The following is a 25,658-nucleotide window of genomic DNA, read 5'->3' as shown; positions in this document are numbered from 1 at the left end:
ATGATTAGTTTTGGAAACGTAAGTGCGCTACAAGCCGCAATGCCGCAAGCGCGAAATGATATTCTCAATGAAGGCAAACTCAATGTTGGTGGCAAGGAATATAAGGTCGATGCAGATACTCAGCAGTTTGTTCGTTCAAACCCAAGTAATAGTGCAGTCGCTCGATTCTTTGAAGCAACGGGTAAGCTATTTAGAGAAGGCAACACAGACTCAGTAGCGAAAGCGATTACGAAATCGGTATTCGATAATGAACTTGGACAAGCTCAGCGCTTGCAAACCAGTTCTTCTGTTGAGCACGGTCAAATGCTGTTTAAAGATGCCAGCCTTAAAACGCCGGCCGATGTGTTAAATGCCTTTAGCCGACTTGATGCTCAGGCGATTAAGTCAGACAGTGGTGAACTTAACCAATTGGCTGAGCGCGCGATGTCAGAAGCGCTATTGGATACGAAATCAGGACAGGACTTGAAGTCACAAATTGGTGAGGGTTCAACAAAAGCATTAGCTGGCAAAGTTGTTAAAGCTTTTGGTGGCGGTGCGATGGGCGTGAAGAACAACCCAAATACCGCGATAGGCTTGGAAGTTGTATTTGAAACCGAGGTTAAGAACTTAAAAGCGGCACAAGCACATATTGAAGGTTTGGCAAACACAGATTTGAGTTCGGGTGTTTATGCCGATTCGCTAGCAGAAGAGAAATTCAATAAAACGGGCACGACGAACAATCTTGAACGCGCGGCGGCTTGGATCATTAACGCATCGACTTCGAAAGGAAACGATGCTGATAATATTACCGCGCTTCTTAAAGAATACGCGGCCAATGATAAAGACTTGCTGAACATGGATAACTTAAAAGAGCTTCATGCGCGAGCGGTGCCGAATATTGAAAGAGATTACCGAGGCCCAGCGACTGCTGGTGGCGCACTTCCATCAAGCATTGGTGGTGAAGGCATGCTAAAACAGCACATAGAGGGCTTTTTGAAAGAAAACTCAGTGGCAGATAAAGACCTTGGAAAACAGTTGTTTGCTGGTGTGATTGGCTACCATGGTTTCACAGATGGGAATGGTCGTATGGGACGTATGCTGTATGCGATTGCTGAGCTGAGAAATGATGCATTCACGCCTCTTGCTTTAAGTGCAGAGCTTAGCCTTCACGGGATTAAGTAAATATCCAGACCATATTTAGAGCGACGAAAGTCGCTCTTTTTCGTTGTGAGTTCTATATATTAACATTGAAGTGTGAAACCGAAGTAATAAGTTTTTTCATTAATGGCTTTGATGTTTTGTCCTTGGATTAATCAATTAAACTTATTGGCGGACTCTTATCTTTAAATAGCTTGTTTAAAACGAATTTTTATATTCATTCCGCTAGGTTTTATTTAAGTGTTTATTTCTATTATTTTGTGCAGTAGTTCACGAGAGGTAATGGAAAACAACAAAATAAAAGCTAATTTCGACATCGCAAACTTTCTATTTACGTTTTACTAGAGAGAGTAAATAGAGGAGTTGCAATGAATACACTACAAGTTCTATTAAATGAGTTTTGTGAGATAAATGAGTTACCTCCACTGAACTTTTCTGAAGAAGGTCGCTGTCAGTTATTAGTTGATGACCGTTACGTTATTTACTTTAGCGCGACAGATAACAACGATCTTATTCTATCCGTGGCTTTTGGCGGACTCGAAAGAAGTGGTGAACTGAGGGTGAAAGGCCTTGAGCTTCTGGCTCATGCTAATTATTTCTCCATTGCTGAAGGGCGCTTAACCTTGTCACTGACACCAAATGGCAGGCAGCTTGTTCTTGCGGGCAGGAAGCCAATAGAGCACTTAGATGCTGCGAGTTTGTCAACTTGGTTCCATGCTCTCAATGAGCAAGCTCAGCTCTGGCAGGCTCGATTTGCGATGCTAGACCAAGACATCACTCCATTACCCAACACACAGCTATCTCACGTACAGACCCTTCGAGTCTAAGGAGTTCATCCATGGTAAATCCAACGAATAAAATCAGCCAAAGCCCGGTTCCTAACTTAGACCAATTTCGTTCTGTTGCGGCGCAAAAAGATGACCGAGTGATCAGCAAGCGTGGCAAGGTAAAAGAGCCGTCGACCTTCCATAAAGGGCAAAAATTTGCAGCAGTGAGTGAACATTTGCTGCGCTCAAAATACCCAAAGTACTTTCAAGAAAATATTAAGACTCATCTTGATTTAAAGCGGGCGTTATTAAAACAAGAAAAGCCAGAGACGGCATTGTTAGCTTTCTCCCTTGTCAGCCCATCAGGGTACCGAGGTGAACCGCTGACGGAACGAAAGATCCTTGAAGTAGTGAACTTGTTGGAAGAGGTTAAGATTGACGGTAGCGCTTATGAAAACCTCAAAGGTACGTTTGATTCGATCAGTCACGATCCTCGCTTACAGGTGAGCATCGAAAATCAATATCCAGGAAAAATGGACGGCTTTGGGGCAGAGTTGCTTGAGATGGCAAAAGATAAGCTCAAAGGCACTGGTGTGAATGCGGCGATTAACCTTGCCTTGCCGGGCGTTGGATTGCTGGTGGCGACAGGTCGTGAGTTGCACAAAGCAGCGGTAAATGGCGATGCAGAGGCTTACCATCATCAATTGGATCAAATTGCGCAACTGCCCGGTCGTGATCAGAGACTTGCGTTGCCGATGCAACAAGCCTTAGCACACGGACACGCCACCTTGTCGACTGAAGGTGCTGTTACAGCAACATTAGGGATGGCTACAGGCAGTCTTGGTGCTTTTGGAGTCAACTCTGTGGGGACGGCGGGTGTGCTTCCTGTTGCAAAAGAAGCATTGGGCAGTGCTGCGGCATCAGGCTTAATCAGTGGTTCTGGTTTTGTGGCAGGTCAAGCGGGCTCGTATGGTTTGAATAACGAAGCTCAAGAGGTGTTTCGTCAAGATCCCATGTCTGGTGTGCTACCACGTATCGAAGTGTCTAACAGCAAAGGAGACTTTACCTTTAGTATGCAAGATTCCGCGTCAGTACGTGCTTTGATGGCGTATTTAGGCCCAAAAGAGGACAAGTCGATGACGTCTCCTCAAGCGCCGAAAGAAGCACAGGAAATGGAAACAGCGCGCTTAACGCTCAAGAAGATGCTGGGCTCTGAAGCCAGTGAACACTTGGTGCCAGATGTCGATCCTATGCTTAAACTGAGTGTGGAAGATGCTCCAAGTCAAACTGAATCCGTGGCGAATGGTGCGTTTAAGAAACTGCTTAGTGAAGATTGGGACTGGTTGATGCCAGCCGTCCGAGCCATTGATCAAGGTAAGGCACAGGACATCAATAAGACCTTGACCTACAAACTGCCTCTCGATGCAGAAAACGGACGAGTGTACTTGGATAAAAGCCCGAACCTGAGTGAAGGGCAATTATTAGCGTTAGAGAAGCTAGGCTCACCAAGCCAGTTAAGATTGATGTACTTAGCAGAAGGCTGGGTTTAATCCGTTGAGTTTAAAAGCTCGCGGCTAAATCGTAGTTAAGAAGAAAAGCAAAAGGGAGCGTAAGCTCCCTTTGTGTTCAGTTAAATTCCTTAAAAAACAGTGCCAATGCCTGTTCCTATAAAGATAAAATAAATCCGTTTCCCGTTATTCCTCTGACTGCTCAAGAGACGCAACCCAACGCAGGATCTCGGCGGTGGCTTCAATAAGATCGCCAGGAATGTATTGGTTTAATTGACCATCGGCATAAAGGGCACGTGCGAGCGGCACTTTTTGCATCACAGGGATGCCTTCTTCGTGGGCTATCGCGATCATACGTTTCGCCATCGCATCGGTTTCTTTAAGGGTTATCACAGGCAGCGGTGTTTCGCCCTTTTTGTAGTACAAACCAATAGCGATGTGGGTTGGGTTCGTGACCAACACATTCGAACGTTTAACGTTATCTCTTTGGTTCGAAGCTTGCAGCTCTTGGTGTAACTGACGACGCTTACTCTTGATTTCCGGGCTGCCCTCCATCTCTTTATATTCGCGTTTAACTTCGTCTTTAGTCATCTTTAGTTGCTTGGTGTGGTCGAACTTTTGGTAAGCGTAATCGGCAGCTGCAATCACAATAAAGCCGACGGAAGAGATGATCATGAGTTGTTTCACCAATACGCCGGTGATGGTCGGTACACACTCTAATCCGCATGTCGGGATTTGCAGTAGCGTGTTTAAGTTGCCTTTCAGTGTTACCCAAATGATGCAGGAAAGGAGCGAGACTTTAAGAATTGACTTAATAAACTCAATGATGCTCTTTAGCGAGAAAATTCGTTTCGCCCCTTCGACGGGGTTGATCTTTTTGATATCTGGTTTGACGGATTCACCACTAAATAGCAAGCCGAATTGCCCCATGTTCGACATGATGGCAATCAATGCCGCCACGATCAGGATCGGTGCTAGTAGGTAGACCATTTCTTTGGCAATAGCGATGGCTACGTCAAGCAACGCATCCTGAAACCCTTGATAAGCCAACTCACTCGGTAACAAAAGTAGGGCAGAGATGTGCGACATATAGTAGTCAGCAAAGGCAAATAAGACGGCAATTAGGGCTAGGATTAACGCCGATGAGACGACTTCCTGACTTTTGGCGACTTGCCCTTTTTGCCGGGCATCCCGAAGTTTTTTTGGGGTGGGGAGTTCCGTTTTTTCTCCGCTCATTGCTCTTCCTGTCTGTTATTACCAAATGGTATTGAGCTGTTCTCTGAACAGTACGATTTCAGAGAAAAGGGCTTGAAAGTGGTCCATCATCAATGCCAAATAAACAATCAATAGCACGCTGGCAATGGCACTTTTGATCGGCATGGCTAAAGAGAAAACGTTCAGCTGTGGGGCGAATCGGCTAATCAGCGCGAGCCCAAACTCGGCAAGGAACATGGCTAAAACCAAAGGCGCAGACATCAAAACGCCAAGCCACATAAGTTGCTCGAACTGAGCGTAGAAAAAGTGCACCCATTCCTCAGTGACGGTTGGGAAAAAGCTAATCACAGGCCACGACGCATAGCTGTTAAACAGCGCATAAATAAAAGCGACAAAGCCACCACCGGAGAAGAACAAGGTGATCAGAGTTTGGGTCAATAGCACAGCCGTTGGCGTTGACTGAGAGCCGAGAGTGGGGTTAAACATACTTGCCATCGCAGCACCACGTTGGTTATCCACCAAAAAGCCTGCTGCCTCAATAGCCCAAAAAGGGATTGCTGCAACAAAGCCAATCAGCATACCCAATAACACCTCTTTACCTAAGATGACCATCAACCAAATCCCATCCGTTTCTGCGGGCAGGTCTTGTTGGTTGATCATTGGGAAGATAAACAGTGCAAGCGAGCACAAAACACCATTTCTTACCAAGGTGCCACCCAGTATTTGCTTGTTTAAGATCGGCAAAAATATAAAGCAAGCCATTAACCTAGGGAGCGTCAAGCTGTATAGGAACAGGGCTTGGTGCAAATCATCGTAACTCATCGTATTTGCGGGATTTTATCCAAGGTCAACGTGGCAAATGAATGCAGCTCGGCGCCCAGCCATTGTGTGGTAACAAATAGGGTAATGATGACGGCGATCAGTTTGACGACAAAGCCTAACGTCTGTTCTTGTACTTGTGTTAGCGCTTGGACAAGAGAGACCAAGGTACCGACAAGTGCCGCAACCAAAATCGGCGGCAGTGACAAGAACAGAACAAGCGTTAGAGCCTGAGTGGTGAAGTGGATGATTTCAGCCGGATTCATACTTCTCTCCTCATTATCCGTAACTGAGCACTAGGCCATGGGTCAACTTGGTCCAACCGTCTAGCAACACAAAGAGCAACAACTTGAATGGCAGTGAGATGGTCATTGGCGAGACCATCATCATGCCCATTGCCAGCAAGATGTTGGATACGATCAGATCGATAGCGATGAATGGCAGGTACAACAAGAAGCCAATCTCAAACGCTCTAGTGAGCTCACTCACGGTAAAAGCTGGGAGCAACAATAATAAGCTGTCTGACTCTAAACGGTCGACATACTTTTGTGGCCACAAGGTTCTTGCCGCATCGGTAAAAAAGACCGATTCAGTTTCACGGATGTGCTTTTTTAAAAACTCACGATACGGCTGCAATCCACTTTCGATTAAACCTTCGATGCTCTCTGAATCTTCAAGTGAGATTTCGTGCTGGGTCACGTAGTCATAGGTTTCAAACCCTACTGGCGCCATGATGAAGATCGACAGAATGATCGCCAATCCGTACAAGGCCATATTGGGTGGAATCTGTTGTACACCTAGTGCATTTCTTAGCAGAGAGAAAACCACGGCCAGTTTAACGAAGGAGGTCGCCATCATTGCAATGAAAGGAACCAGAGCAAGAAGGGCAAGTGTGACGATGAGGTTCAGTTCATCAGGTAACTGGATCATGCTGGCTCCTGACTGCCGCCAAACAGTTCGAGCACGCGCACACCCAAGCGTTCATTGATGTTCACAAGCTCGCATTCCCCAATGATTTTTCCGTTTGCTCGCATGGTGACTGGGTTAGAAATTGGTTGGTTAAGCTCAAAGGTAAACCCTGGTTGCAGTGCGTTAAGTTGTTCTAAAGTAATGGTTTGCTGACCAACATCGAAAGTCAGTTCAATTGGCAATTGCTGGTGGTCGGTAAGTGCTTCAGAGCTGTTGATATCGTTCATATTGGTTTCTTTTTTTTGGATATGGAGTGTCGTATTGTCGAGTTGGCATCGCCAAAGGTTCTGATTCGAGACCTGAAGCAGCACTTGGTGTTGCGCGATGTAGCAATCATCGAAAAACACCACATCGCCCAGTGTCAGTTGCTCAAATTGACTGAGCGCCAAACGCGTTTTTCCAAAGCTCAACCAGAAGGGCAGTGCGATGTTTTGGCTCAGGTAAGAGGTCGCTTGTGGCAGAGTGTCAATCAACACATCTCGACCTTCATGGACCCACAGGCTAAGAGAGACATCATCGCGATTGATGGTGAGCATCAACACGTTTTCTTCTGGTGTAGGCTGCTCATGAACTTGCAACTTGCTCAATACCGGAAGTTGTCCAAATAAGCGCTTAATCACGTCGGTGTAGGGCTCAATTTGGCTACTGAGCAGCGCCAATTGCAATGAGTTTGGCAGTGATTCAAATGCCGTCGAGTCAAGAATGCCATGTAGCCATTGCTGTAATTGCGCACCGCTGAAATCGATTTGAATGGTTTGCCCACCAATGAGTAGCGTTAAACGATAGCCAGAAAACTCCGGTTTTTGGCCAAGCGTGGCCGATAAGCTATTGCTCTGACTATCTTGAAAGTGGCACTGTTTTGCGCACAGTTGATTGCTCAGCGCGATGCTTGAAGGTTCGACCTTTGGGAAATCTAATATCATCATTCGTCCTCAGGCTTCCATTCATCGTAAATGCTGCGTTGTTGTCGTGAGCGTTGTTGGTCTTGTTGTTGGTTCATCTGTTCGCTGACGGCGATCCGAATCGGTTGGTCGATGCCTAAACGTTGCAGACGCTCGGTCAACTCTTGCTTAGCCGTTTGGTTGATCAGCGAAAGAGCGTGCTCTTGCTTAATCAGCACGCTGTAGCCAGAACTGTCCTGCTTGATGGAGATCTCGCCGCCTTTTAATTGACCTTCATTAAGAAGCAGACGAACTTCTTTTTCGTTTGCTGAAGGAAGAGACACGTAGATCTTGTCGACTAACTTATTAATCAATTCATTTACGTTTTGAGTTCTGCTCTGGGGCGCGTGTGTCTCTACGTTTTTAAGGATGATGTCGCCTTGCGCTGTCGATTGGCTTAGGTTGACCGTCGGGTGAAACTTAGCGTCCGACTCTGAACTTGGATGACGCCGTTCGATGTGCTTTACCGGCTTAACCTTCTCTTCAAGCGCGGCCAATGCGGCTTTCGAGTCCACAATTTTCGAGTCCACAATAGCAGTAGCGTCTTTTGCCGCAGGGTCGAGTTTGTGAGCCGCTGCATCCAATTTATGCAGTTGACCTTGCAGCACACTCTGCACGGTTGATGGCTCAGTTTTGTTCCGTAGATTGGCTTGGTCAGTCTGAATCGGTAATACCTGACCCTTTAAAGCGTTAGGCAAGCTGGTCATCGGTATTTTAGGATCACGAGACGAACCATTATCTAATGGTGCCGTGCTTACCGAGCTGACTTGCTTATTGTTCGAGTCTTTTTCTGCCGCAGAGTTAGAAGTCAACAGCTGTGATTTATCCGCTTCCTTACTTCCTACCGACTGCTCGATTAGAGAGTGTGGTTTTACGGGTTTGCCAGTATCTGAATGTGGCTCTTTCGCAGGGCGCTCTGAAGCCTCGCTATGGCTCTCTTCGTTTTTATCTTTGTTGTCCATTACCTGCACGGTTTCTCTTTCTGAGAGATCGTGACTTGGCTTTTCTGGGTGCAAACCAGCGTCTGACTTCTCATTAGCAGGCTGATCTTTCAAGTTTTCAGGGTGCTCTTGGCCACCCTCGATCTGCTCTTTCTCCGCCTCAGGTATAGCACTGCTGACCTTGCCTTTGTGCTTCATGCCATCGAGCTTATCTGCGTTCAATACAGCAGCGAATAAGCGAGAGGTCTCTGACTCATGTTCGCTCTCTGCTTGCGTTGGCTTAAGTGCATTATTAAAGCGAGATTCGAGCTCTTCTGAGATTTGGTTGACTGGCCTCTGTTGAACCTGTTGCGGACGTTCAGTTGTGTTTGGATGATCGTTTTTGACTCGCATCTTTACCTTCTATGAAACAACAACGCTGCGGAACTCTTCTTGTTCGAGCTCTTCTTGATACTGCACTTGGCGTGCTTGCTCAGCGATTTCTTGTTCGTTTAATTGAATGAATTTTTCTTTGGTTTTATGGGCGGCCAGAGCTTCTTGCTTGCTTTCCTTGAGTTGCTGGTTCTCTTGTTCCAATGCCTTTTTTTCTTCTGCAGCTCGTTGTTTTAAATCGGCTTCTCTTTCCCTTAACAGCGCGATTTCTTGCCGCAATATTTCAAGTTCTTTTAGAACGACGGTTTTCTGTTTGGCTTTCGCAAAGCGCCGTTCTTCTTCCTCTTCGCGCCATTGACGATAATCAACGACAGACTGTTCCGCCTTTCGGAGTGAGGCTCGTGCGTTATTGACTCGATACTCTTGTTGCTGAACCGCGCGATCGGCACGGTCGGCACGAATTTTTTTTATCTCTAGCAATTGCTCGATCATAAGCCTGCAAGTCCACGCAGCTGTGTGACGGTCTCTTCGAGTTCACTTGGCTCGTGCGTGCCCTGGCGTAAGAACGCTCGGATATCATCTCCCTGTGCAATGGCCATATCCGCGCGACTGTCAGCGCCGTGTTGGTACTCACCAATTTTGATCAGCAGTTCGACTTCTTCATATTTGGCCAGCATTTCACGCATGTGAGCCGCGGACGCTTGATGAGTTTTATCGACGATTTGGTTCATCACACGGCTAGCTGAACGAAGCACATCAATGGCTGGATAGTGGTTCATCGCCGCCAGTTTGCGAGAGAGAATGATGTGACCATCGAGTATCGAACGCGTCTCATCGGCCACTGGCTCAGTCATATCGTCGCCTTCCACAAGTACGGTATACAGCGCGGTGATGGAGCCTTTGTCTGATTGACCTGCACGTTCCATCAGTTTTGGTAGTGCAGCAAAAACAGAAGGCGGATAGCCTCGTCGTGTTGGTGGCTCGCCAGCTGCCAAGCCGATTTCACGTTGAGCTCGGGCAAAACGCGTCACCGAATCCATCAGCAGCAGGACACGCTTACCTTGGTCGCGGAAGTACTCCGCGATAGAGGTTGCAACGAACGCCGCTTTGGCTCGTTCCATTGCTGGTCTGTCTGAAGTTGCGACAACCAATACTGACCTTGCCATGCCTTCTTCGCCAAGGTCGTGCTCGATAAATTCTCTTACTTCACGGCCCCTTTCACCGATGAGGGCAAGCACGGTTACATCGACATCGGCAGAGCGAATAAGCTTGGCGAGCAGGGTACTTTTACCACCGCCAGCCGCAGCAAAAATGCCCATCCTTTGTCCTTCACCACAGGTGAGCAATCCGTCGATGGAACGCACGCCCATCGAAATCGGCTTTTCAATCAGTTTTCTCTGCATTGGTGGCGGCGCATCACGATAAACCGGATACCAAGCGCTCGGTTCAGTGCTTTGAGAGCCATCGAATGGGCGGCCCAGACCATCGAGAATCTTCCCTAACAGATGATCGCCAACGCCGACTTCGTGCATTTTTCCAAGCGGGCTCACTTCGGTATTGGAGGAAATACCAAACATGTTGCCAAGTGGGGTAAGCAACGCGTGGTGTTGCTGAAAACCCACCACTTCCGCAAGCAGCGACAAGGTTTGATCGGGGTTACGTAGCTCACAAAGCTCGCCGACACGAACACCAGGCACAACGGCTTTGATGATGGTGCCAGTAACCTGAGTCACGCGACCACGGATTTGGATCAAACGCGTTTGCTTGATGGCCGATTGTTGAGTTTCGGTGATGTATGAGAAGTCGTTCAATTTAAGAAAACATGCGCAATAACTGATGCTGGGAGAATAGAAAGGATGGCGCCGTATTTATAGTGACTATTGGTCGGGAGTTTTTAGAAAACTTAAAACGCCCTAAAAAAACACGTCTGATTTTGACAGCCGATTAAAAATGCAATTCCTATAATTCGCTCTTATTGTAGGAAGGAGTGCAAATCAATGAGCACTATCAATAGCCAAATTTTAACGAGCAACAAATTTGACGCGTCAATCCGAAGTAACCTTGAGTCTTCCCGCACGGGAGCCTCAGTTAATGGTAATTATCGAGGTGAAACTGTCCGCGTACACAATGCAACTCAGTCGTTGTTTGATGCGATGGAAGAGCTGACGGCGTTAGGTTCAGAAAAAGCAGAAAAAGATCTCACGAAACGCAAAGTGAAAGACGGCAGCATTCGCGTGAATGAAGCGCATGAGCTGGTCTCTGATTACCTAAGAAAAGTGCCTGATCTTGAGAAGAACCAAAAGATCAAAGACCTTGCTACCAAAATGGCAAGCGGCAACTTATCAACGATTGCTCAGTTACAGGCGTACCTCAACGGATTCTCTGAAGAGAAGAGCCATCAGTACCTCGCGCTGCAAGCAGTGAAAAAGTTCCTCGGAGCCAATCCGGAAAGTAAGAACCTATTAGCGCTGATAGACCAAGCCATTCTGACCTTTGAGCAGAACCCGGACTCTTGGGCTCAGATTGATACTGAAATTCGTGTTTCAAGCTTTGCGGATGAATACAGCCAAGAGCAAGGCTTTAGCAGTTTGCACCAATTGCGTGGTTTCTATCGCGACACGGTACATAGCTACCAAGGTTTAGGCTCAGCATACAAGGATGTGGTTGAGCGTTTTGGTGCAAAAGAGGTCTCCACGGCGGTCGATTTTATGTTGCAGGGCATGAGCGCAGACTTGAGCGTGCAAGGTAGCAATATTGACTCCGTTAAGCTTCAGCTTTTGATGTCCGATATGCAAAAACTTAAGACGTTGAATACGCTTCAAGACCAAGTCAGTAACCTCTACCAGATGTTCACACCTCAGCAGGCAAACTATGGCTTATCAAGTTACTGATTTGATGTCAGATGTCATCGCTTTGGTTGAACAGCGTTGGGTTGGAAGTGCCGAGATATGGAACCTAGTGAACGCCATGGAGTTGGCATCCACGGAGCGAAAAATTAGCTTTTTTAGGGAACTGCACAAACTGATTCGCCATATTCCAATTGATGTATTTAACGACGAAGAACAGCGACAAAACCTAATACAAGCTGTGCAAAAGGCGCTTGATGAAGCGATTGATTTAGAAGAAGAGGAAATGTGGGACGATGAATTGGATTGATGCGTCAGTGGATGATTTTTGCCGAGGAATGGGACTTGAAGCGGTGGACTTCTCGTCAGCAGGACGTGTTCAACTGAGCTTCGAGCAAAGCGGCACTCTGCATATCGAGAAGCATCAAGACTGCCTGTTTCTCATGCTGGCGAAACCGTTGCCTTGGCACCAGTCGAATGAGCCGATTAAAAAGGCGTTGAGTTTTTGCCATGCAGGTCAAGGTTGGCCATTCCTCATTAAGACTGGGTTGCTGGATGAACAGACACTGGTCTTCTCTGCACAAATTGAAGGGGATGAAGTGACCTTGCCAACCATCGAACAAGCGTTCGCTCTACTGGCTCGTTTACATAAAGATGTGGCGGATTCATGAGTCGCATCAGTACATTAAACGTTGGTATTGAAGGCTTTACTCACGTTTCACTTGAACAAGTTGAAAACGACTTCCCACAGCGCTTTCAACTGTTGCCTGATGGTCAAGCCATCGCGACTCACCTAGAGAAACTGTACGAGCTTCGCCCCTCTGAGCAGTACTTGATGTCGCTTGCCAAGCCAAAGTTGACGCATTCGGAGCTACTTCGCCCAGACAAATACCGTCAACAGTTTGATACCACTCAGCTGCGGCTTCAGGAATTGGCGCAGAAAAATGGTTCGCACGCGCTCAATCAGGCACTGGAAACACTGCAAAGTACCCAATTAGACCAACGTTATCTCACCATGGCGTTGAATCTACTGATTCAGGTTTAAGCCCCATGTTGCAAACGAAAGACGTGGAGCTGTTGCTTATCCACGCTGCACTCCAAGTTCAATATCAAAAGCCGGAACAAGCGATTACCTTGCTTGATGCACTGCTGGAAATCGAACCTCAGCATCAAGAAGCTCGCCAAACATTAGCAGTGGCATGCCTGAATTCGGGTCGATACACACGTTCAATCGAGTTGTGCGAAAGCTTATTGAAAACCGAACATTCAAATAAAGCGGGCTTGTGGTTTTGCCTAAGCCAAGCTCGCTGGAAACAACAGGATGTTGAAGGTGCCCGCCGCGCGCATCGACGTTATCTACAATCTCTAAATAGTGAATCAAATGAATAAGTTGATCGATATTCTAAACAAAGTCGGACAGCGTAAAGACATCATGCTTGCCGTGATGTTACTTGCGATCGTCTTTATGATGATCTTGCCTTTACCTACGGCACTCGTGGACGTTTTGATCGGTACCAACATGAGTATTGCGGTCGTCTTATTGATGTTGGCTATCTACATCACGACACCGCTGGAATTCTCTGCATTCCCAGCCGTGCTTTTGATCACCACCTTGTTTCGCTTGTCGCTTTCTATTACGACAACGCGACTTATCTTGCTGCAAGGCGATGCAGGTCAGATCGTATATACCTTTGGTAACTTCGTGGTCGGCGGTAACTTGGTGGTGGGTATTGTTGTTTTCCTGATCATCACCATTGTTCAATTTATGGTGATCACCAAAGGTTCTGAAAGGGTTGCGGAAGTTAGCGCTCGATTCTCCCTTGATGCGATGCCGGGTAAGCAGATGAGTATCGACGGCGATATGCGTGCCGGGGTTATTGATGTTCATGAGGCGCGTCACCGCCGTTCATTGATCGAAAAAGAAAGCCAAATGTATGGCTCGATGGATGGTGCGATGAAGTTCGTGAAAGGGGACTCAATTGCGGGCCTGATTATCATCGTGGTGAACATTCTCGGTGGTGTTACCATCGGTGTGACTCAAAAGGGCATGTCTGCCTCTGAGGCACTTGAGCTGTTCGCAATCCTAACCGTCGGTGATGGTCTGGTTTCGCAGATCCCAGCACTATTTATCGCTATCACGGCCGGCATCATCGTTACTCGTGTTTCAAACGAGGACTCTTCTGACTTAGGCTCAGATATTGGTGGTCAGGTGACTGCTCAGCCAAGAGCTTTGTTGGTTGGTGGCGTTCTGCTTATCTTGTTTGCTCTTATTCCGGGCTTTCCGAAGGTTACCTTCCTGATTCTTGCCGCGATTGTTGGCGGTGGTGGCTTCTTCTTGTTCTACCAACAGAAAAAACAAAGCGAATCCGACAGTTCTGATTTACCTAGCTTCGTCGCCCAAGGTGCTGGTTCGCCAGCGGCTAAGCCTAATAAACCGACGCCATCTCGTAATAGCAAAGGCAAGCTGGGTGAGCAAGAAGAGTTTGCGATGACAGTACCGCTGCTCATCGACTTGGATTCTCGTTTACAAGAGAGTTTAGAAGCCGTGGCTCTGAACGATGAGCTTGCACGAGTCAGGCGCGCGCTTTACCTCGATCTCGGTGTGCCGTTCCCCGGTATTCACTTACGCTTCAACGAAGGAATGAGTAACGGCGAGTACTTGATTCAATTGCAAGAAGTACCAGTAGCTCGCGGGCGAATTGAAAGCGAAAAACTGCTGGTGACCGAAGGTAATGAACAGATTGATTTGCTGGGCGTACCTTACGAAAAAGACGACGACTTTCTGCCTGGCATTACGAGCATTTGGGTCGATCAAAGTCATCACGAAAAACTGCAAAACAGTCATGTGGGCTTTCTGACCCCCGATCGCATTCTGACTTATCACTTGTCTCACGTTTTGAAAGAGTACGCGCAAGACTTCATCGGTATTCAAGAGACCCGCTATCTGCTTGAGCAAATGGAAGGCAGCTATTCCGAACTGGTGAAAGAAGCGCAACGTATTGTGCCTCTGCAAAAGATGACGGAAATCCTGCAGCGTTTGGTTTCTGAAGACATTTCTATTCGTAATTTACGAGTGATTTTAGAAGCCATGGTGGAGTGGGGCCAGAAGGAGAAAGACGTGGTACAGCTGACAGAATATATCCGTTCAAGCTTGAAACGCTATATCTGTTACAAGTACGCCAGCGGTCAAAACATGCTGCCAGCTTATCTGTTGGATCAGAGTTTGGAGGATACGATCCGTAACGGCATTCGTCAGACTTCTGCGGGCAGTTATTTGGCGCTTGACCCTTCTGTCACTCAGCAATTTGTCAGCGACGTTAAGCAAACCATTGGTGATTTAAGCCGCATGCCAAATAAGCCTGTGCTGGTGGTGTCGATGGACGTGCGTCGTTACGTACGCAAACTGATTGAATCTGAATACTACGAGTTGCCGGTGTTGTCGTTCCAAGAGCTGACGCAACAAATCAATATTCAACCGCTTGGCAGGGTAGGTATGTGATGAAATGCCTTCTCACTCAGTCTCTAGTGGCGTCAGGCATCGAAGTGACGCCCTACTTTTGGCAGAAAAGTACCATCTTACTTGGTCATCGTTATGAATGTGATGGGATGGAGCTGGTCTTTCGTGTCGAAGAGGGCGAAATCATCATCGTATTGCTGCGAAGAATCAGCCCAAACCAAGGTCTAAGCAACCCTTTCTCCGCGCTATTTATGCTCGCAGAACATGCCATCCGTTTGTACCCGCTCGACTGGGCTATCCGTGGCAACGTTGATGTATTGCGAGGTAGCAACATGAGCAGCCATCGGTTAGCACAATTCTACTTACGCGCCTGTGGGGCGAGCCATGATGAACAAGAAGATTGGTACTTCTTGCGCCTCAGTGATTACCGCCCACTTAAAAAGAGAAAAAAGTAAAAACTCTCGACTGTTACTGACAGCATCCCAGAGATGCTTCGCTTTAAGATAGGACCCAAGATGAAGCAACCCTTTACTGAAACCATTGAAAACTCAGAACTTGCTATTCGCAATGCAGAAGACAGGACTGACGTATTCAATGAACTACTCGAAGGATTAGGCGTTGGTCCGGTAGCAGGCAACATTCTGCTCGATGGGTTAAACGCTTCGCCTCAATTGATGAAGCAAGCAGAGCATGAGCTGCTTGAAGAAGTACAACGCCGCAGACAACAACAGCATCAACCGCAAGCCGCGAGCACCAAAGGCACTAGGCGCAAGCGACCGACCATGATGCGTGGCATGGTGATCTAGAGGTTTTTACATGACGGATATGACAGCCATGAACTCCATCACCGGAGTTCTCAATACAACAGCCAATCGTGATTCTCAGATCGCATTCCAGCAGAGTTTGGTTAAGACCCTTTCTCCCATTCTAAGCGATGCCCGTATCGACCCGAATCAATTGGAGTCATTGATTCGCCAATTACCTATGGTCGTTGGGCGCACCGAACAAGAAAGCTTGGATCTTTATGCAGACTCATTGGAAACCTTGTTAAAGAAGCAAGATGCCTTTACCGGGACTACTGCCGCTGAGACCGCTGCGCATTGGATGCAGTCACTGCAACACCAAGCGTTGAATGGTCAGAACGCACCTAAAGAAGTGGAGATGGGCGTTAATACTACGCTCGCACATCAATTCCAATCTTGGTTTAGCACACAGCTAAAAGACAAGGTCGACAGCTCGCTTCCGACCGATTTTGTCGCTAATTTCCGTTTGGGAAGCCAGAGTAACCAAGCACTGCAAATTGAAGCTTTAGATACGAGCGCCCTTAAAGCAGCAACGGCAGAGATTAGCTCGTTTGTAAATGCACTGGCAGTGCAGATGAGTGCCAGTGAGGTTCGCGAGAGTGCTATTCCGTTCTTGCGAAATGCCTTTGGTAATCTTGGTTCGGTCAACCTTAATGAGCTTAAGAATTCAGACTACTTCTTAACAGAAGAAAGCTTTAGAGCTGCTGTTACCGCTCAACTTGTTGCCTCTTTCAATAGCATTGGGATCACCATCAGCACCGATGATGCACAGGCCTTGGCGAACAAGATTGCTTGGATTCCAGGCATGTCTAAGCAGGAACTTACCGATGCGCTAAATGGCTTAGCGACACAAGTAAAAGGACAGTTTGAAAATGCTTACGGCGCAGGTGGTGTTGCTCAACTGCAAACTATCCTTGATGCCGAAATCGCGAGAATAAAATCGGATCCTAGTGCGATCACCTTATCGAGTTTGTTCTCCAATATAGCCATTGCGCTTATCAACACTCAGATCGATGCGTTCTATAACGGCTTGCTCGATGTCCAGGTCACTCAAACAACACCGGAGCAACTTGAGCGGATTAAACAAAACACCGCACAAGATATCCGACTCCTTTTCGACAAAATAGTCGCAGGCCAAGACATCGGGACGGATTTCATTGCACGTCATCAAAAAATGATGGAGAACCTAGAAAAGCTCAATGATCGTTTGGGCAAAATCACACCAGAGGAAGTGAGCAGTAAAGAAGTGAATGCCGAGCACGCATTGACCGCTCGTGACCTACTGTCGGTGATTGAATCTAGTATCGGTGACCGCTTTGATGAACGCGTCTTGTTTGCTCTAAACGAGCGCCGAGTCGACCGCCTTGAAAAGCGTAACGAGCAAAAAGAACAACTCGAAGATCTAACGATCCAATTGAAAGTGTTTAGTGTCGTTCAGTCAAAAATACACTCGACCCAAAGTGTTGATGGCACTTACAAGCCGGGTGATTCAGCGAACAACTTTAAAGCCAGCGATTTTGGTTACGACAATGACGCGGCGTTTAAGGCTTCTCCTGAATACAAATACTTAAAAGACAACAACATCACCAACCATAAAGACTTTTTAGTAAAACAGGGAATGGAAGTTGGAAGCGACTCTTTCAAAGGGGACAAGCTGTCTAATTTCTCCAGTTCTGTCACCGCAGAATCTAAAGTGCTCAACGATGAAGTGCAGATTAAAACGACCGAGTTAAACGACACCAGTTCTCAGTACAACGCAACCGTTGAAGCGATGAACAAATTTGTTCAGAAGTACCACAGTATTTTACAAGAAATCCTACGAGCCCTTTAAGGATAAATAACCATGACTACACAAAACGCGCCAACTGACCCATCTCAAATGCAAGCAGAGGAACTCCTTTCATTTTTGGAAGAGGGGGGCACGCTAAAAATGCTGCACGATGTATCAGCAGACACCATCGAGCACATTTATGCGGTTGGATACAACTTTTTCCAGTCAGGCAAAATAGAGCAGGCCGCTAAGGTATTTCAGCTGCTTAGCATGCTTGATCACTATCAAGCGCGATTTTTCATTGGTTTGGGTGCGGCTCGTCAGGAACTGGGTGAGTACCTGCAGGCGCTTGACGCCTACAGCTACGCTGCGCTTGTGGACGTAAATGATCCACGCCCACCTTTCCACTCTGCAGAATGTCACCTCAAGCTTGAGCAACTGACGGAAGCAGAGAGTGGGTTTTACAGCGCGAAGGAGATGTCTGCTGGGAAATCAGAGTATGCAGACTTGCATCAACGAGCAGGCATCATGTTAGAAGCGGTGAGAAACAAAAGGAGTAACTAGAATATGAATTCTATTGCACTTGACCGCATTCAGAGTCAGGTATACACGCCTGATTCTGACCAAACTACGTTAAACAAGGTTAACAAGACCGCTGCTTATGCATCGCCGTCAGTAACCGTTGAAAACGTAAAAGGTAAAGATGCTGAAGCATTGAACACCGGTAAGGTAAAAGTTCAGCTTGATGCACCAAATGCCGCAGTCAGCGATAAGGTGAGTGACCTTACGCTTAAAGCCATGGAGCAGCTACAAAAAATCGTAGACTCAATTGCCAAGGTTTTACACGCGGTTGCCGACAGTACGGGCTCGCTAGCAGTGAAAATCATCTCAGGTTATGCAGATGATTTTGAAGTTGAACTGGCTGCTATCACAGACAAACTGAAAAGCGCTCAAAACGAGCTCAAAATTCAGGAAGTGAAGGTAGCGAAAGCGAAGCACGAACAAGAGATGGCAGAAAACCTAGAGAAGATCAAAGAGTCTGAAGCGGCAGCGAAAGAAGCACAAAAATCGGGCTTAGCTTCCAAGATCTTCGGTTGGGTTAGCGCTGTGGTTTCTATTGTCGTTGGTGCAATCATGGTGGCGACGGGTGTTGGTGCGGCAGCTGGCGCATTAATGATCGCGGGCGGAGTGATGGGCGCAATCAATATGACTCTGCAAGAGCCTGCTGTTCAAGAGGCGATGAAAGAGGCTGGAATTAACGTCGATATACTTAATAAAGTCGTCATGGCGTTAGAGATTGCGACTGCCGTCATTGGCGCTGTAGTTACATTTGGTGGTGCAGCTGCGAGTGGTATTGCGAAGTTAGCGGCGAAAAGTGCAAGTTCAATTGCGCAAAAAGTCACTGATATCGCAACCAAAGCGGCGACAAACATGGCGAAAATTGCCGATATGGGTTCTAAAGCGGCGACAACCACCGCGAAGGCAATCCGTTACGGTGCTGAGACCGTCGACCTTACTGTTAACGTAGGCAAGGGGACCACGGACAGCGTTCATGCTGCAAACAATGCGCATGTAACTGAAATCCAAGCTGACATTACAGATTTAAGGGCGAAGATGACGCTTAGCCAAGCGGTGATCGACAAACTTAAAGAAGAAATCGCCAAGCTAATGGAAGATTTCCAAGAGCTAATGAGTGTCATCATGCAGATGATTCATGCGAAAGGCGAAACGATGCAAGCGGTAATGAGTCGCCCAGCGACGGTTTAAGGAGCAACCATGTTAGATAAAATTAGTAATACTGGACGCGCTGACCTTTACGGTTTGGGTGAACTAGGCAAAACAACTCAGGCAGAGAAAACGTCTGAGACGAAAACCGAAGCTGCTGCTGTCCGTGGTAACAATGATCGTGCAGTAACGGGTGCGAAGAACTACCAATTGGATGGGCCAAAAGCCCCTGCGATTGGCGATCAAGCTCGTGTGGTAGAAAAGCTGATGAGCGCGTTGGCTCCAACCGTAAATCTATTAATGCAAACCACCGAAAAAGCACTGAATGGTGAGCAAGTGGTTAAGTCACCATCGGATGCCATTTCGCAATCACTGTCTCTGATTACTCTGCTTTACCAAGTGTCTAAGCTAAGCCGTGAGCAACAGGTTCTGCAACGTGAAATTGCCGTTGAAGCAAACGTTGCAAGCATCAAGAGCCAAGCGGAAGAGTTAAACAACTCTGCTAAAGCGATGATCGCGATGGCGGTAGTATCAGGCGTATTGGCTGGTGTGACTGCTATTATCGGTGCCGTGGGTTCTTTCAAAGCGGGCAAAGAAATCAAGGCAGAAGTCGCGGGCAACAATGTATTGAAGACGCAGAAAGCAGGCTTTGATCAGGTTGAAGAGTTAATGGGTAATACTAACTTGTCGAAAACTCAACAAGATCAAGTGAGACGTGCTCATGCGTTCGCAAAAGATAGCATTACTGATACGACAAATACTTTGTCTAGTGGTGGCCGCAAGTTCGACAAGATGATGGGCGCAAACCAATCGAAGAACGCGGTATTGCAGGGACTTGGCCAAATGGCGAATTCAGCTGCAAATGTAGAGCAAACGAAAGCTCAAGCTCGAAGCAAAGAGGATGAGGTATTAGCAACTCGTGCTCAAGCAGACAAACAGAGAGCCGATGAAAACATTGGCTTCCAAGAAGGTTTGCTAAAAGAGCTGCGTGAGCTTTTCCGCTCTATCGCTGATAGTCAAAACCAAGCATGGCGTGCCTCTATCCCTACGGTATAGGTTTGCTATCAATCATCAAGGCGCTGGGAATACAGCGCCTTTTTTATGGAAAGAAGAAATAAATTACACGCGCTCAACCAAGCCAAATTTCTTGAAAAAATCAGATAGGTCGAGTGTCGCTAGATCTTTAAATTCACCGGCGTCATAGAAGCGACCTTTACACGTAGGACAGCTTTCAAACCAGATATGAGGCTGTTTTGGATCGACCAATCGAAGCAGTTGATTGTTTGGGCATACAGGGCAATCGATACGATCAATCGCATTGAAGGCTTTTCCGATTTCTTCGTCACCTGAATCAATCACATCAGCTAACGGCTTCATCGCTTCCACTTCGTAGGCGTCAATCCATAAGCCTTTACATTCAGTGCAGCGTTCAACATCGCCTAGCGGAGTTTGCAGTTGTTCAAAGTCAGAATTGCATTTTGGGCATTGCATTTTGTTTTTCCTTTTTATTTTCTAAAGAGAAGTGAGCCTAGTACTCCCAGCTCTCTTTGACGACAAATCAAAATACGACATCTTTCGTGCCATACGTTTTGAATCTTTCTAAGTGGTTTATATTGTTTTCTTAGCAATGACGAGTCCATGATTGCTTGAGCCTAATAAGCTATTTTGTCGGCATGTATTTAAGTGGTATTCCAACCATGTTTGATATTGCGAAGGCGTAAAGCTATTAATGCCTTCCGAGATATAGCGACCAAACCCATCGGTAGCGGCATGGTCGAGAATGTTGAAAGTATGTGAGCGCAACAAATGCTCAATTTCTTCAGGAGAGGCAAAGTAGCCAACTTTGAAAAAACGATCTGCCTCAGAGGTTGTGACTGTGCCATTTGTATAAAGCTCAGATAAAGTCGATGGAGTTACGAGTTGAGGAAACTTTTGTGCGAATAGTCCTGCGACGAAGAATCTAGAAATATACGCTACCGCTAAGATTCCATTTGGTTTTAGGATGCGCTTTGCTTCACTGATTGCTTGATCGCGTTCATTCTTGGTTTTCAAGTGGTACAGAGGACCAAGTATTACGCAAAGGTCTTGTGAACCGGATTCAATGAAAGGGACGTGACAAGCACTGCCTAGATGGATATCAATGGGTAAGTCCTTTCTTTCCGCATTCTTTTTCAAGATCTCTACTTGGTCTGGAACCAGTTCTACCGAGGTCACGTTACAACCCATCTTTGCGAAGCTAAGAGAATAGCGACCTGTTGCAGCTCCAAGCTCACATACATTGGCACCTGACTTTAAATAGGGGGCGAGTAGGTGCATTGTGGTATCAAACTCTATCTTCGTAATGTTCTGACGGGTAAGTCGAGAGTCTTCATCTGCTCCAGTATATTGAGCAATCAGTTCATCCATAAATATTAAGTCCTTAACCAGATATCAACTTGTTCTCGAATTCGCTCGAAAACAGTTCCATCTTTGCCGTATGTCACGCTTTTGAATGATTCAATTTGCTCAGAAACGTATTGCTTATCTCAATGTGTTAAAAGGTATTGAAAAGCTAGTTGAATTGGAAGAGGTGGTACACCGAAGTGAGACTAACGACCACACAATCCTATAAATTCGGAATTACAAGAAAGATAGAAATAACTCTAATTGGAAGAAGGGAGCGAAAAGAAAGCCAAAGGTTGTTTTCATAAAGACGCTCAGGAGGACGAAATGAAACTTGCTCAATTGAATATTGCTTTAGCGAAGTACCCACTCGATGCACCTGAGATAAAGGACTTTGTTGATAATCTCGATTTGGTGAATGGCATTGCAGAACAAAGTGATGGGTTCGTTTGGCGCCTAAAAGATGAATCCGGCGATGCCACCAATATTAAGCTATTCGATGACCCAAATATGATCGTCAATATGTCGGTGTGGGATAACGTGGATGCGCTGAAGAATTTTATGTTCCGGACCCATCATCGTGATTTCATGTGCCGTAAGAGTGAATGGTTCCATCGTTTAGTAGAAGATACTTATGTGCTTTGGTGGATTGAGGATAATCATACCCCAACAGCAGAGGAGGCTTTAGCCCGTCTACAGTACCTTCGTGAAAACGGCGATACGCCATATGCATTTACCTTTAAAGCTAACTTTACGTCTAATGATTTGTAAATCCGTCTACCGGTTAACAAGGATTCTAGTTACGTAGCTCGAATAATACTTATCTGTTTTCGGGATATTATTGGTTCCGTGTTTAACTGAAATCAGTAAAGGTCAAATTTGGTTTAATAGGTAGATGGTAAAGTATCGATGGACATGTAATGCATGTGGCTTCGGAAATGCGGCAGAGGCGGCTCATTGCAGTGAGTGTGGGTGTGTCGCAACTGCTAGTGCTGAGGAAATTGAAAGAGTTAAAGATCCCAAAAAATATTATCGCCAGCGAGTATTGACGCATTACAGGGGACGTATTCAAGGACTTTTATCGGCTCCAATGCTCTTTGTGTGGGTTGCCCAAGGAGAAAAAGGCATCCTTGGTTGGTTAGCTCTTATATACTTTCCAGTTTGGGTTTATTGGAATCGAGACATTGCCTCTCATCTGTATAGCACTGGGTGGGCTCGATATACAGCCACTATTTATAGCCTCATGTATCTTGGAATAGCCATTTTCTTCCCGCCTACTTTTGAGTTTTTATTTTTGGAACAAAAAGGTTTGCTCTTGTGGCTTATGATAAGTCAGTTTTACATTTTCTTTTTGAGTAAGTCAGGTAAGGACTTATATCTAAAGTACTATCGAGAGGTAGGTAAATCGGTAGAAAATCTGAAGGCGCGTACTTAAATAATGGGTAAAGGGAAATTCATCACCGTCATTTCTTTATGTATTGGTATTTAGTTCGCTAAATATTTTATCAATGTAATAATACGATATATTAGATTAGTAAACTCTTACTTTACTTTATTAATTATACGCTTTTAGTCTTATACATTAAGTTATAGTTAATATAACTTTTGGTTTTAACATTATCATTGTTAATTTCCTGTCCAATTTGGAAAGGTGATATTTCCTTGTTTGTTTTAACTTCTCTATATCATTATATCGATAAAGCTTGAGTAATCATTGTCGCTCAAGTTATTAGCAAGACACTATTTCAATAATAGAGTAAGAGAGGTTAGTTATGAAAAGGCTGATAATCCTAGGTCTCGCAGTTTCCTTTGGTAACGCAGCAGTTGCTGGAGAAGGCACATACACGGGTACGATCGATATGACTATGCCGCAAGGCAATCAAGTGAAGTATGAACGAGTGGTTGACGCTAGTATCAAATTAAAAGGACGAAATGAAGATCGTGCTGGTGGCTTAGTAACTAAGAGCCAAGTGGATGAATCTCAGCCTATCGTGTTGCGAGGCCGTAGCTAAACGTTAAATATCTATTCTTAAAGCGGTGGATGTATTGAATATATCCATCGTCTAATTCCAAATATAAATAATGTTGTTCGTGAATCGTGAGAGTGGATTGCTTTTCCTCATTTTAAAATACTCATTAATTCACTCAACCAAGAACCATTATAGAAATAATATTATGAAGATAAATAAATCTACACTAACGCTTGCGATGGTGGCCGCGACATCATCGGTTGCAGCCCATGCGGCTTCTAAACCAAACATGCTGGTTATTTTTGGGGATGATGTCGGTTACGGCAATATTTCTGCATATAACCAAGGTATGTTGGGTTACGAGACGCCAAATATTGACCGTATTGCTCAAGAGGGCGCTTTATTTACCACTTACTATGCACAACAATCTTGTACCGCAGGACGCAGTACATTTATCACAGGTCAGATGCCAGCTCGTACTGGTTTGACTAAAGTTGGTCTACCTGGTGCCGCGCAAGGCATGCAAATGCAAGACATCACCATGGCAACAGCGCTAAAAGACATGGGCTACGCCACGGGGCAATTCGGTAAAAACCACTTAGGCGACAAAGACGACATGTTGCCAACCAATCATGGTTTTGATGAGTTCATGGGGAACCTGTACCACCTAAATGCAGAGGAAGAACCAGAAAACCCAGACTACCCGAAAGATCCTGAGTTTCGTAAGAACTTTGGCCCGCGTGGTGTGATTCACTCTTATGCGGATGGCAAGATCGAAGATACAGGGCCGCTGACGCGAAAACGTATGGAAACGGTCGATGAAGAGACCCTTGATGCCGCGATGAACTTCATGGAGCGTCAGGTCAAAGCCGATAAACCGTTCTTCTTATGGTATAACGCAACGCGCATGCACATCAGCACTCACGTGAAAGCAGAGCACCGCACAACAGGACTTGGCGAATACGCAGACGGCATGGTTGAGCACGACAACATGGTTGGGGATTTGCTTGATAAGCTCGATGACTTGAAGATTGCGGATAACACCATTGTGATTTACACCACGGATAATGGCCCAATGAATGCGACGTGGCCAGATGCGGCATTTAGCCCATTCCGTGGCGAGAAGAACACCGGTTGGGAAGGGGGCTTCAGAGTACCAGCAATGATTCGTTGGCCTGGTCATATTCAGCCAAACACCAAGTTGAACGACATGTTCGCGAGTGAAGACTGGTTCCCAACGCTACTATCCATTGCAGGTAATGACACCATCAAGCAAGATTTGCTGAAAGGATATAAGTCTTCTTCGGCAGACCAGGCTTACAAAAACCACCTTGATGGCTACAACCAAGTTGATTTCATTACGGGTAAAACAGACAAATCAGCGCGTGATGAGTTTTTCTATTGGTCTGACGATGGTGAGCTGCTTGCTATGCGTGATAAACGATTCAAGATGCACTTCAAGATCCAAGAACATGAAGGCTGGGACGTTTGGACCAAAGAGCTGACTAACTTGCGTTTACCAATGATCTTCGACCTTCAAGTCGATCCACTTGAGAAAGGCGATCAAGGCTTTGGCTATAAGAAATGGCAGTTTGAGCATGTGTTCTTATTGGTTCCTGCCCAACAGAAAGTGGCAGAGATGTTGAAGTCATTTAAAGAGTTCCCTCCACGACAAGAGATCCCAAGTTTCTCAGTCGACAAAGTCATGGAGCAAATGACTAACTTACGTAAGTTGGAAGAAGCGAAAAGCTAGCAATTACTTCACCTCAACTAAAGTAAAGCCAGAGAATGACTCTGGCTTTTTTTGTTTCGAAATTAACGTTTTATAAATGTTACTTGCTCACATGCAACATCATTAGCTTCGTCAATGAAATAGCGGATCAGATTTACGTCTTTGAGAATGTGAATCATGTTTAGATTTCGCTGTTTCATTCACCTTGCAGTGGATTCCAGCCATTATCCCACTTTGAACTTGTTCTCCGAATACGCGGTTTATTTACCGATAGTTACCAGTAACATGTTACCGGTAACTTTG

General features: G+C 46.0%; 29 protein-coding genes. 19 read left to right on the top strand and 10 right to left on the bottom strand.

The genetic code is table 11. The features are described 5' to 3' along the window. The 3 genes from ITG12_RS05475 (at position 1) to ITG12_RS05465 (ending at position 3,454) form a co-directional block, all read left to right on the top strand. Entirely contained in the window at positions 1-1,161 is a 1,161-nt protein-coding gene (locus ITG12_RS05475) for a VopS family T3SS effector adenosine monophosphate-protein transferase (protein ID WP_248873948.1), read from the top strand. 344 nt (positions 1,162-1,505) lie between these two features. Continuing rightward, positions 1,506-1,964, top strand: coding sequence for a CesT family type III secretion system chaperone (locus ITG12_RS05470; RefSeq protein WP_248873809.1), 459 nt, complete (start codon positions 1,506-1,508; stop codon positions 1,962-1,964). Positions 1,965-1,975: 11 nt separating this feature from the next. Beyond that, a complete protein-coding gene (locus ITG12_RS05465; protein WP_248873808.1) occupies positions 1,976-3,454 on the top strand; it encodes a CesT family type III secretion system chaperone in 1,479 nt (492 codons plus the stop codon). Positions 3,455-3,598: 144 nt separating this feature from the next. Here ITG12_RS05465 and sctU read toward each other — a convergent pair whose 3' ends face one another. Genes sctU through vscN form a run of 8 tightly spaced genes read right to left on the bottom strand, consistent with a single transcriptional unit; the run spans position 3,599 to position 10,480 of the window. Continuing rightward, positions 3,599-4,648 carry a type III secretion system export apparatus subunit SctU gene (gene sctU, locus ITG12_RS05460; protein ID WP_038866876.1) on the bottom strand — a complete coding sequence of 350 codons (1,050 nt, stop codon included), beginning with the start codon at positions 4,646-4,648 and terminating at the stop codon, positions 3,599-3,601. A gap of 18 nt (positions 4,649-4,666) precedes the next feature. Continuing rightward, positions 4,667-5,449 carry a type III secretion system export apparatus subunit SctT gene (gene sctT / locus ITG12_RS05455; RefSeq protein WP_038875780.1) on the bottom strand — a complete coding sequence of 261 codons (783 nt, stop codon included), beginning with the start codon at positions 5,447-5,449 and terminating at the stop codon, positions 4,667-4,669. After that, positions 5,446-5,712: a SctS family type III secretion system export apparatus subunit VscS gene (gene vscS / locus ITG12_RS05450; RefSeq protein ID WP_005426136.1), complete on the bottom strand. Its 267-nt coding sequence runs from the start codon at positions 5,710-5,712 to the stop codon at positions 5,446-5,448. The genes sctT and vscS overlap by 4 nt, the downstream gene beginning before the upstream one ends. Before the next feature lie 13 nt (positions 5,713-5,725). After that, positions 5,726-6,376: a SctR family type III secretion system export apparatus subunit VscR gene (gene vscR, locus ITG12_RS05445; RefSeq protein WP_038866882.1), complete on the bottom strand. Its 651-nt coding sequence runs from the start codon at positions 6,374-6,376 to the stop codon at positions 5,726-5,728. Next, positions 6,373-7,338, bottom strand: a complete 966-nt coding sequence (gene sctQ, locus ITG12_RS05440; protein ID WP_038875799.1) for a type III secretion system cytoplasmic ring protein SctQ — start codon at positions 7,336-7,338, stop codon at positions 6,373-6,375. The genes vscR and sctQ overlap by 4 nt, the downstream gene beginning before the upstream one ends. Continuing rightward, on the bottom strand, positions 7,338-8,690 hold the full coding sequence (locus ITG12_RS05435) for a type III secretion system needle length determinant (protein ID WP_038875777.1): 1,353 nt from the start codon (positions 8,688-8,690) through the stop codon (positions 7,338-7,340). The genes sctQ and ITG12_RS05435 overlap by 1 nt, the downstream gene beginning before the upstream one ends. A 9-nt stretch (positions 8,691-8,699) precedes the next feature. After that, positions 8,700-9,161, bottom strand: coding sequence for a YscO family type III secretion system apparatus protein (locus ITG12_RS05430; RefSeq protein ID WP_038875774.1), 462 nt, complete (start codon positions 9,159-9,161; stop codon positions 8,700-8,702). Beyond that, positions 9,158-10,480 (bottom strand): SctN family type III secretion system ATPase VscN, encoded by a 1,323-nt coding sequence (gene vscN, locus ITG12_RS05425; RefSeq protein WP_038875771.1) that lies wholly within the window; start codon positions 10,478-10,480, stop codon positions 9,158-9,160. The genes ITG12_RS05430 and vscN overlap by 4 nt, the downstream gene beginning before the upstream one ends. Before the next feature lie 186 nt (positions 10,481-10,666). Between vscN and sctW the strand changes: the two genes are divergently transcribed. Genes sctW through vopD form a run of 12 tightly spaced genes read left to right on the top strand, consistent with a single transcriptional unit; the run spans position 10,667 to position 20,327 of the window. Next, positions 10,667-11,560 (top strand): type III secretion system gatekeeper subunit SctW, encoded by an 894-nt coding sequence (sctW, locus tag ITG12_RS05420; protein WP_038875767.1) that lies wholly within the window; start codon positions 10,667-10,669, stop codon positions 11,558-11,560. Then, positions 11,541-11,825: a TyeA family type III secretion system gatekeeper subunit gene (locus ITG12_RS05415; RefSeq protein WP_005426113.1), complete on the top strand. Its 285-nt coding sequence runs from the start codon at positions 11,541-11,543 to the stop codon at positions 11,823-11,825. The genes sctW and ITG12_RS05415 overlap by 20 nt, the downstream gene beginning before the upstream one ends. After that, on the top strand, positions 11,812-12,186 hold the full coding sequence (gene sycN / locus ITG12_RS05410; RefSeq protein ID WP_038875764.1) for a type III secretion chaperone SycN: 375 nt from the start codon (positions 11,812-11,814) through the stop codon (positions 12,184-12,186). The genes ITG12_RS05415 and sycN overlap by 14 nt, the downstream gene beginning before the upstream one ends. Then, a complete protein-coding gene (gene vscX / locus ITG12_RS05405) occupies positions 12,183-12,560 on the top strand; it encodes a type III secretion system protein VscX (RefSeq protein ID WP_038875761.1) in 378 nt (125 codons plus the stop codon). Before sycN ends, vscX begins: the two co-directional genes overlap by 4 nt. 5 nt (positions 12,561-12,565) lie before the next feature. Beyond that, positions 12,566-12,904 carry a type III secretion system chaperone VscY gene (gene vscY / locus ITG12_RS05400; protein WP_038875758.1) on the top strand — a complete coding sequence of 113 codons (339 nt, stop codon included), beginning with the start codon at positions 12,566-12,568 and terminating at the stop codon, positions 12,902-12,904. Further along, complete coding sequence (vcrD, locus tag ITG12_RS05395) at positions 12,888-15,014, top strand: SctV family type III secretion system export apparatus subunit VcrD (protein ID WP_104048126.1); 2,127 nt, start codon at positions 12,888-12,890, stop codon at positions 15,012-15,014. Before vscY ends, vcrD begins: the two co-directional genes overlap by 17 nt. Next, complete coding sequence (locus ITG12_RS05390) at positions 15,014-15,427, top strand: LcrR family type III secretion system chaperone (protein WP_038866895.1); 414 nt, start codon at positions 15,014-15,016, stop codon at positions 15,425-15,427. Before vcrD ends, ITG12_RS05390 begins: the two co-directional genes overlap by 1 nt. A gap of 60 nt (positions 15,428-15,487) precedes the next feature. Next, positions 15,488-15,778: an LcrG family type III secretion system chaperone gene (locus tag ITG12_RS05385; RefSeq protein ID WP_005426293.1), complete on the top strand. Its 291-nt coding sequence runs from the start codon at positions 15,488-15,490 to the stop codon at positions 15,776-15,778. Between the two features lie 10 nt (positions 15,779-15,788). Next, positions 15,789-17,606, top strand: a complete 1,818-nt coding sequence (locus ITG12_RS05380; protein WP_248873807.1) for a virulence-associated V antigen — start codon at positions 15,789-15,791, stop codon at positions 17,604-17,606. 12 nt (positions 17,607-17,618) lie between these two features. After that, on the top strand, positions 17,619-18,110 hold the full coding sequence (gene vcrH, locus ITG12_RS05375) for a SycD/LcrH family type III secretion system chaperone VcrH (RefSeq protein WP_005426175.1): 492 nt from the start codon (positions 17,619-17,621) through the stop codon (positions 18,108-18,110). A 3-nt stretch (positions 18,111-18,113) separates the two neighbouring features. Further along, the gene (gene vopB / locus ITG12_RS05370) at positions 18,114-19,313 is read left to right on the top strand and encodes a type III secretion system translocon subunit VopB (protein WP_038875749.1); all 1,200 of its coding nucleotides are present in this window, start codon (positions 18,114-18,116) and stop codon (positions 19,311-19,313) included. A gap of 9 nt (positions 19,314-19,322) precedes the next feature. Further along, positions 19,323-20,327, top strand: coding sequence for a type III secretion system translocon subunit VopD (gene vopD / locus ITG12_RS05365; RefSeq protein WP_038875745.1), 1,005 nt, complete (start codon positions 19,323-19,325; stop codon positions 20,325-20,327). A gap of 63 nt (positions 20,328-20,390) precedes the next feature. Here vopD and ITG12_RS05360 read toward each other — a convergent pair whose 3' ends face one another. Together ITG12_RS05360 and ITG12_RS05355 are read right to left on the bottom strand one after the other, a co-directional pair. Next, a complete protein-coding gene (locus ITG12_RS05360) occupies positions 20,391-20,762 on the bottom strand; it encodes a zf-TFIIB domain-containing protein (protein WP_005528920.1) in 372 nt (123 codons plus the stop codon). A gap of 117 nt (positions 20,763-20,879) precedes the next feature. Then, complete coding sequence (locus ITG12_RS05355) at positions 20,880-21,677, bottom strand: class I SAM-dependent methyltransferase (protein ID WP_038875742.1); 798 nt, start codon at positions 21,675-21,677, stop codon at positions 20,880-20,882. A gap of 303 nt (positions 21,678-21,980) precedes the next feature. Between ITG12_RS05355 and ITG12_RS05350 the strand changes: the two genes are divergently transcribed. The 4 genes from ITG12_RS05350 (at position 21,981) to ITG12_RS05335 (ending at position 25,376) form a co-directional block, all read left to right on the top strand. Continuing rightward, complete coding sequence (locus ITG12_RS05350) at positions 21,981-22,424, top strand: DUF3291 domain-containing protein (protein WP_038875796.1); 444 nt, start codon at positions 21,981-21,983, stop codon at positions 22,422-22,424. A gap of 124 nt (positions 22,425-22,548) precedes the next feature. Beyond that, positions 22,549-23,088: a hypothetical protein gene (locus tag ITG12_RS05345; RefSeq protein WP_038875739.1), complete on the top strand. Its 540-nt coding sequence runs from the start codon at positions 22,549-22,551 to the stop codon at positions 23,086-23,088. A gap of 337 nt (positions 23,089-23,425) precedes the next feature. Next, a complete protein-coding gene (locus ITG12_RS05340) occupies positions 23,426-23,665 on the top strand; it encodes a hypothetical protein (protein WP_038875735.1) in 240 nt (79 codons plus the stop codon). A 163-nt stretch (positions 23,666-23,828) separates the two neighbouring features. Continuing rightward, positions 23,829-25,376 (top strand): arylsulfatase, encoded by a 1,548-nt coding sequence (locus tag ITG12_RS05335; protein WP_038875732.1) that lies wholly within the window; start codon positions 23,829-23,831, stop codon positions 25,374-25,376. Positions 25,377-25,658: the final 282 nt, after the last annotated feature.

Source organism: Vibrio sp. ED002 (genome assembly GCF_023277445.1).
In the GTDB taxonomy this organism is placed as follows: Bacteria; Pseudomonadota; Gammaproteobacteria; order Enterobacterales; family Vibrionaceae; genus Vibrio; species Vibrio jasicida.
The sequence above is the reverse complement of the archived record's forward strand: the minus strand, read 5'-3'. Positions and strand labels throughout refer to the sequence as shown.

Excerpts from the sequence above, each read along its gene's own strand:
- sctU (WP_038866876.1), bottom strand. The coding sequence starts at position 4,648 with ATGAGCGGAGAAAAAACGGAACTCCCCACCCCAAAAAAACTTCGGGAT.
- ITG12_RS05465 (WP_248873808.1), top strand. The coding sequence starts at position 1,976 with ATGGTAAATCCAACGAATAAAATCAGCCAAAGCCCGGTTCCTAACTTA.
- vscR (WP_038866882.1), bottom strand. The coding sequence starts at position 6,376 with ATGATCCAGTTACCTGATGAACTGAACCTCATCGTCACACTTGCCCTT.
- vopB (WP_038875749.1), top strand. The coding sequence starts at position 18,114 with ATGAATTCTATTGCACTTGACCGCATTCAGAGTCAGGTATACACGCCT.
- ITG12_RS05415 (WP_005426113.1), top strand. The coding sequence starts at position 11,541 with ATGGCTTATCAAGTTACTGATTTGATGTCAGATGTCATCGCTTTGGTT.
- sycN (WP_038875764.1), top strand. The coding sequence starts at position 11,812 with ATGAATTGGATTGATGCGTCAGTGGATGATTTTTGCCGAGGAATGGGA.
- ITG12_RS05390 (WP_038866895.1), top strand. The coding sequence starts at position 15,014 with ATGAAATGCCTTCTCACTCAGTCTCTAGTGGCGTCAGGCATCGAAGTG.
- ITG12_RS05360 (WP_005528920.1), bottom strand. The coding sequence starts at position 20,762 with ATGCAATGCCCAAAATGCAATTCTGACTTTGAACAACTGCAAACTCCG.
- ITG12_RS05435 (WP_038875777.1), bottom strand. The coding sequence starts at position 8,690 with ATGCGAGTCAAAAACGATCATCCAAACACAACTGAACGTCCGCAACAG.
- vcrH (WP_005426175.1), top strand. The coding sequence starts at position 17,619 with ATGACTACACAAAACGCGCCAACTGACCCATCTCAAATGCAAGCAGAG.
- vscX (WP_038875761.1), top strand. The coding sequence starts at position 12,183 with ATGAGTCGCATCAGTACATTAAACGTTGGTATTGAAGGCTTTACTCAC.
- ITG12_RS05470 (WP_248873809.1), top strand. The coding sequence starts at position 1,506 with ATGAATACACTACAAGTTCTATTAAATGAGTTTTGTGAGATAAATGAG.
- ITG12_RS05340 (WP_038875735.1), top strand. The coding sequence starts at position 23,426 with ATGAAAAGGCTGATAATCCTAGGTCTCGCAGTTTCCTTTGGTAACGCA.
- ITG12_RS05430 (WP_038875774.1), bottom strand. The coding sequence starts at position 9,161 with ATGATCGAGCAATTGCTAGAGATAAAAAAAATTCGTGCCGACCGTGCC.
- ITG12_RS05335 (WP_038875732.1), top strand. The coding sequence starts at position 23,829 with ATGAAGATAAATAAATCTACACTAACGCTTGCGATGGTGGCCGCGACA.
- vscS (WP_005426136.1), bottom strand. The coding sequence starts at position 5,712 with ATGAATCCGGCTGAAATCATCCACTTCACCACTCAGGCTCTAACGCTT.
- ITG12_RS05380 (WP_248873807.1), top strand. The coding sequence starts at position 15,789 with ATGACGGATATGACAGCCATGAACTCCATCACCGGAGTTCTCAATACA.
- ITG12_RS05345 (WP_038875739.1), top strand. The coding sequence starts at position 22,549 with ATGGTAAAGTATCGATGGACATGTAATGCATGTGGCTTCGGAAATGCG.
- sctW (WP_038875767.1), top strand. The coding sequence starts at position 10,667 with ATGAGCACTATCAATAGCCAAATTTTAACGAGCAACAAATTTGACGCG.
- sctT (WP_038875780.1), bottom strand. The coding sequence starts at position 5,449 with ATGAGTTACGATGATTTGCACCAAGCCCTGTTCCTATACAGCTTGACG.
- vopD (WP_038875745.1), top strand. The coding sequence starts at position 19,323 with ATGTTAGATAAAATTAGTAATACTGGACGCGCTGACCTTTACGGTTTG.
- sctQ (WP_038875799.1), bottom strand. The coding sequence starts at position 7,338 with ATGATATTAGATTTCCCAAAGGTCGAACCTTCAAGCATCGCGCTGAGC.
- vscY (WP_038875758.1), top strand. The coding sequence starts at position 12,566 with ATGTTGCAAACGAAAGACGTGGAGCTGTTGCTTATCCACGCTGCACTC.
- ITG12_RS05350 (WP_038875796.1), top strand. The coding sequence starts at position 21,981 with ATGAAACTTGCTCAATTGAATATTGCTTTAGCGAAGTACCCACTCGAT.
- ITG12_RS05385 (WP_005426293.1), top strand. The coding sequence starts at position 15,488 with ATGAAGCAACCCTTTACTGAAACCATTGAAAACTCAGAACTTGCTATT.
- ITG12_RS05355 (WP_038875742.1), bottom strand. The coding sequence starts at position 21,677 with ATGGATGAACTGATTGCTCAATATACTGGAGCAGATGAAGACTCTCGA.
- ITG12_RS05475 (WP_248873948.1), top strand. The coding sequence starts at position 1 with ATGATTAGTTTTGGAAACGTAAGTGCGCTACAAGCCGCAATGCCGCAA.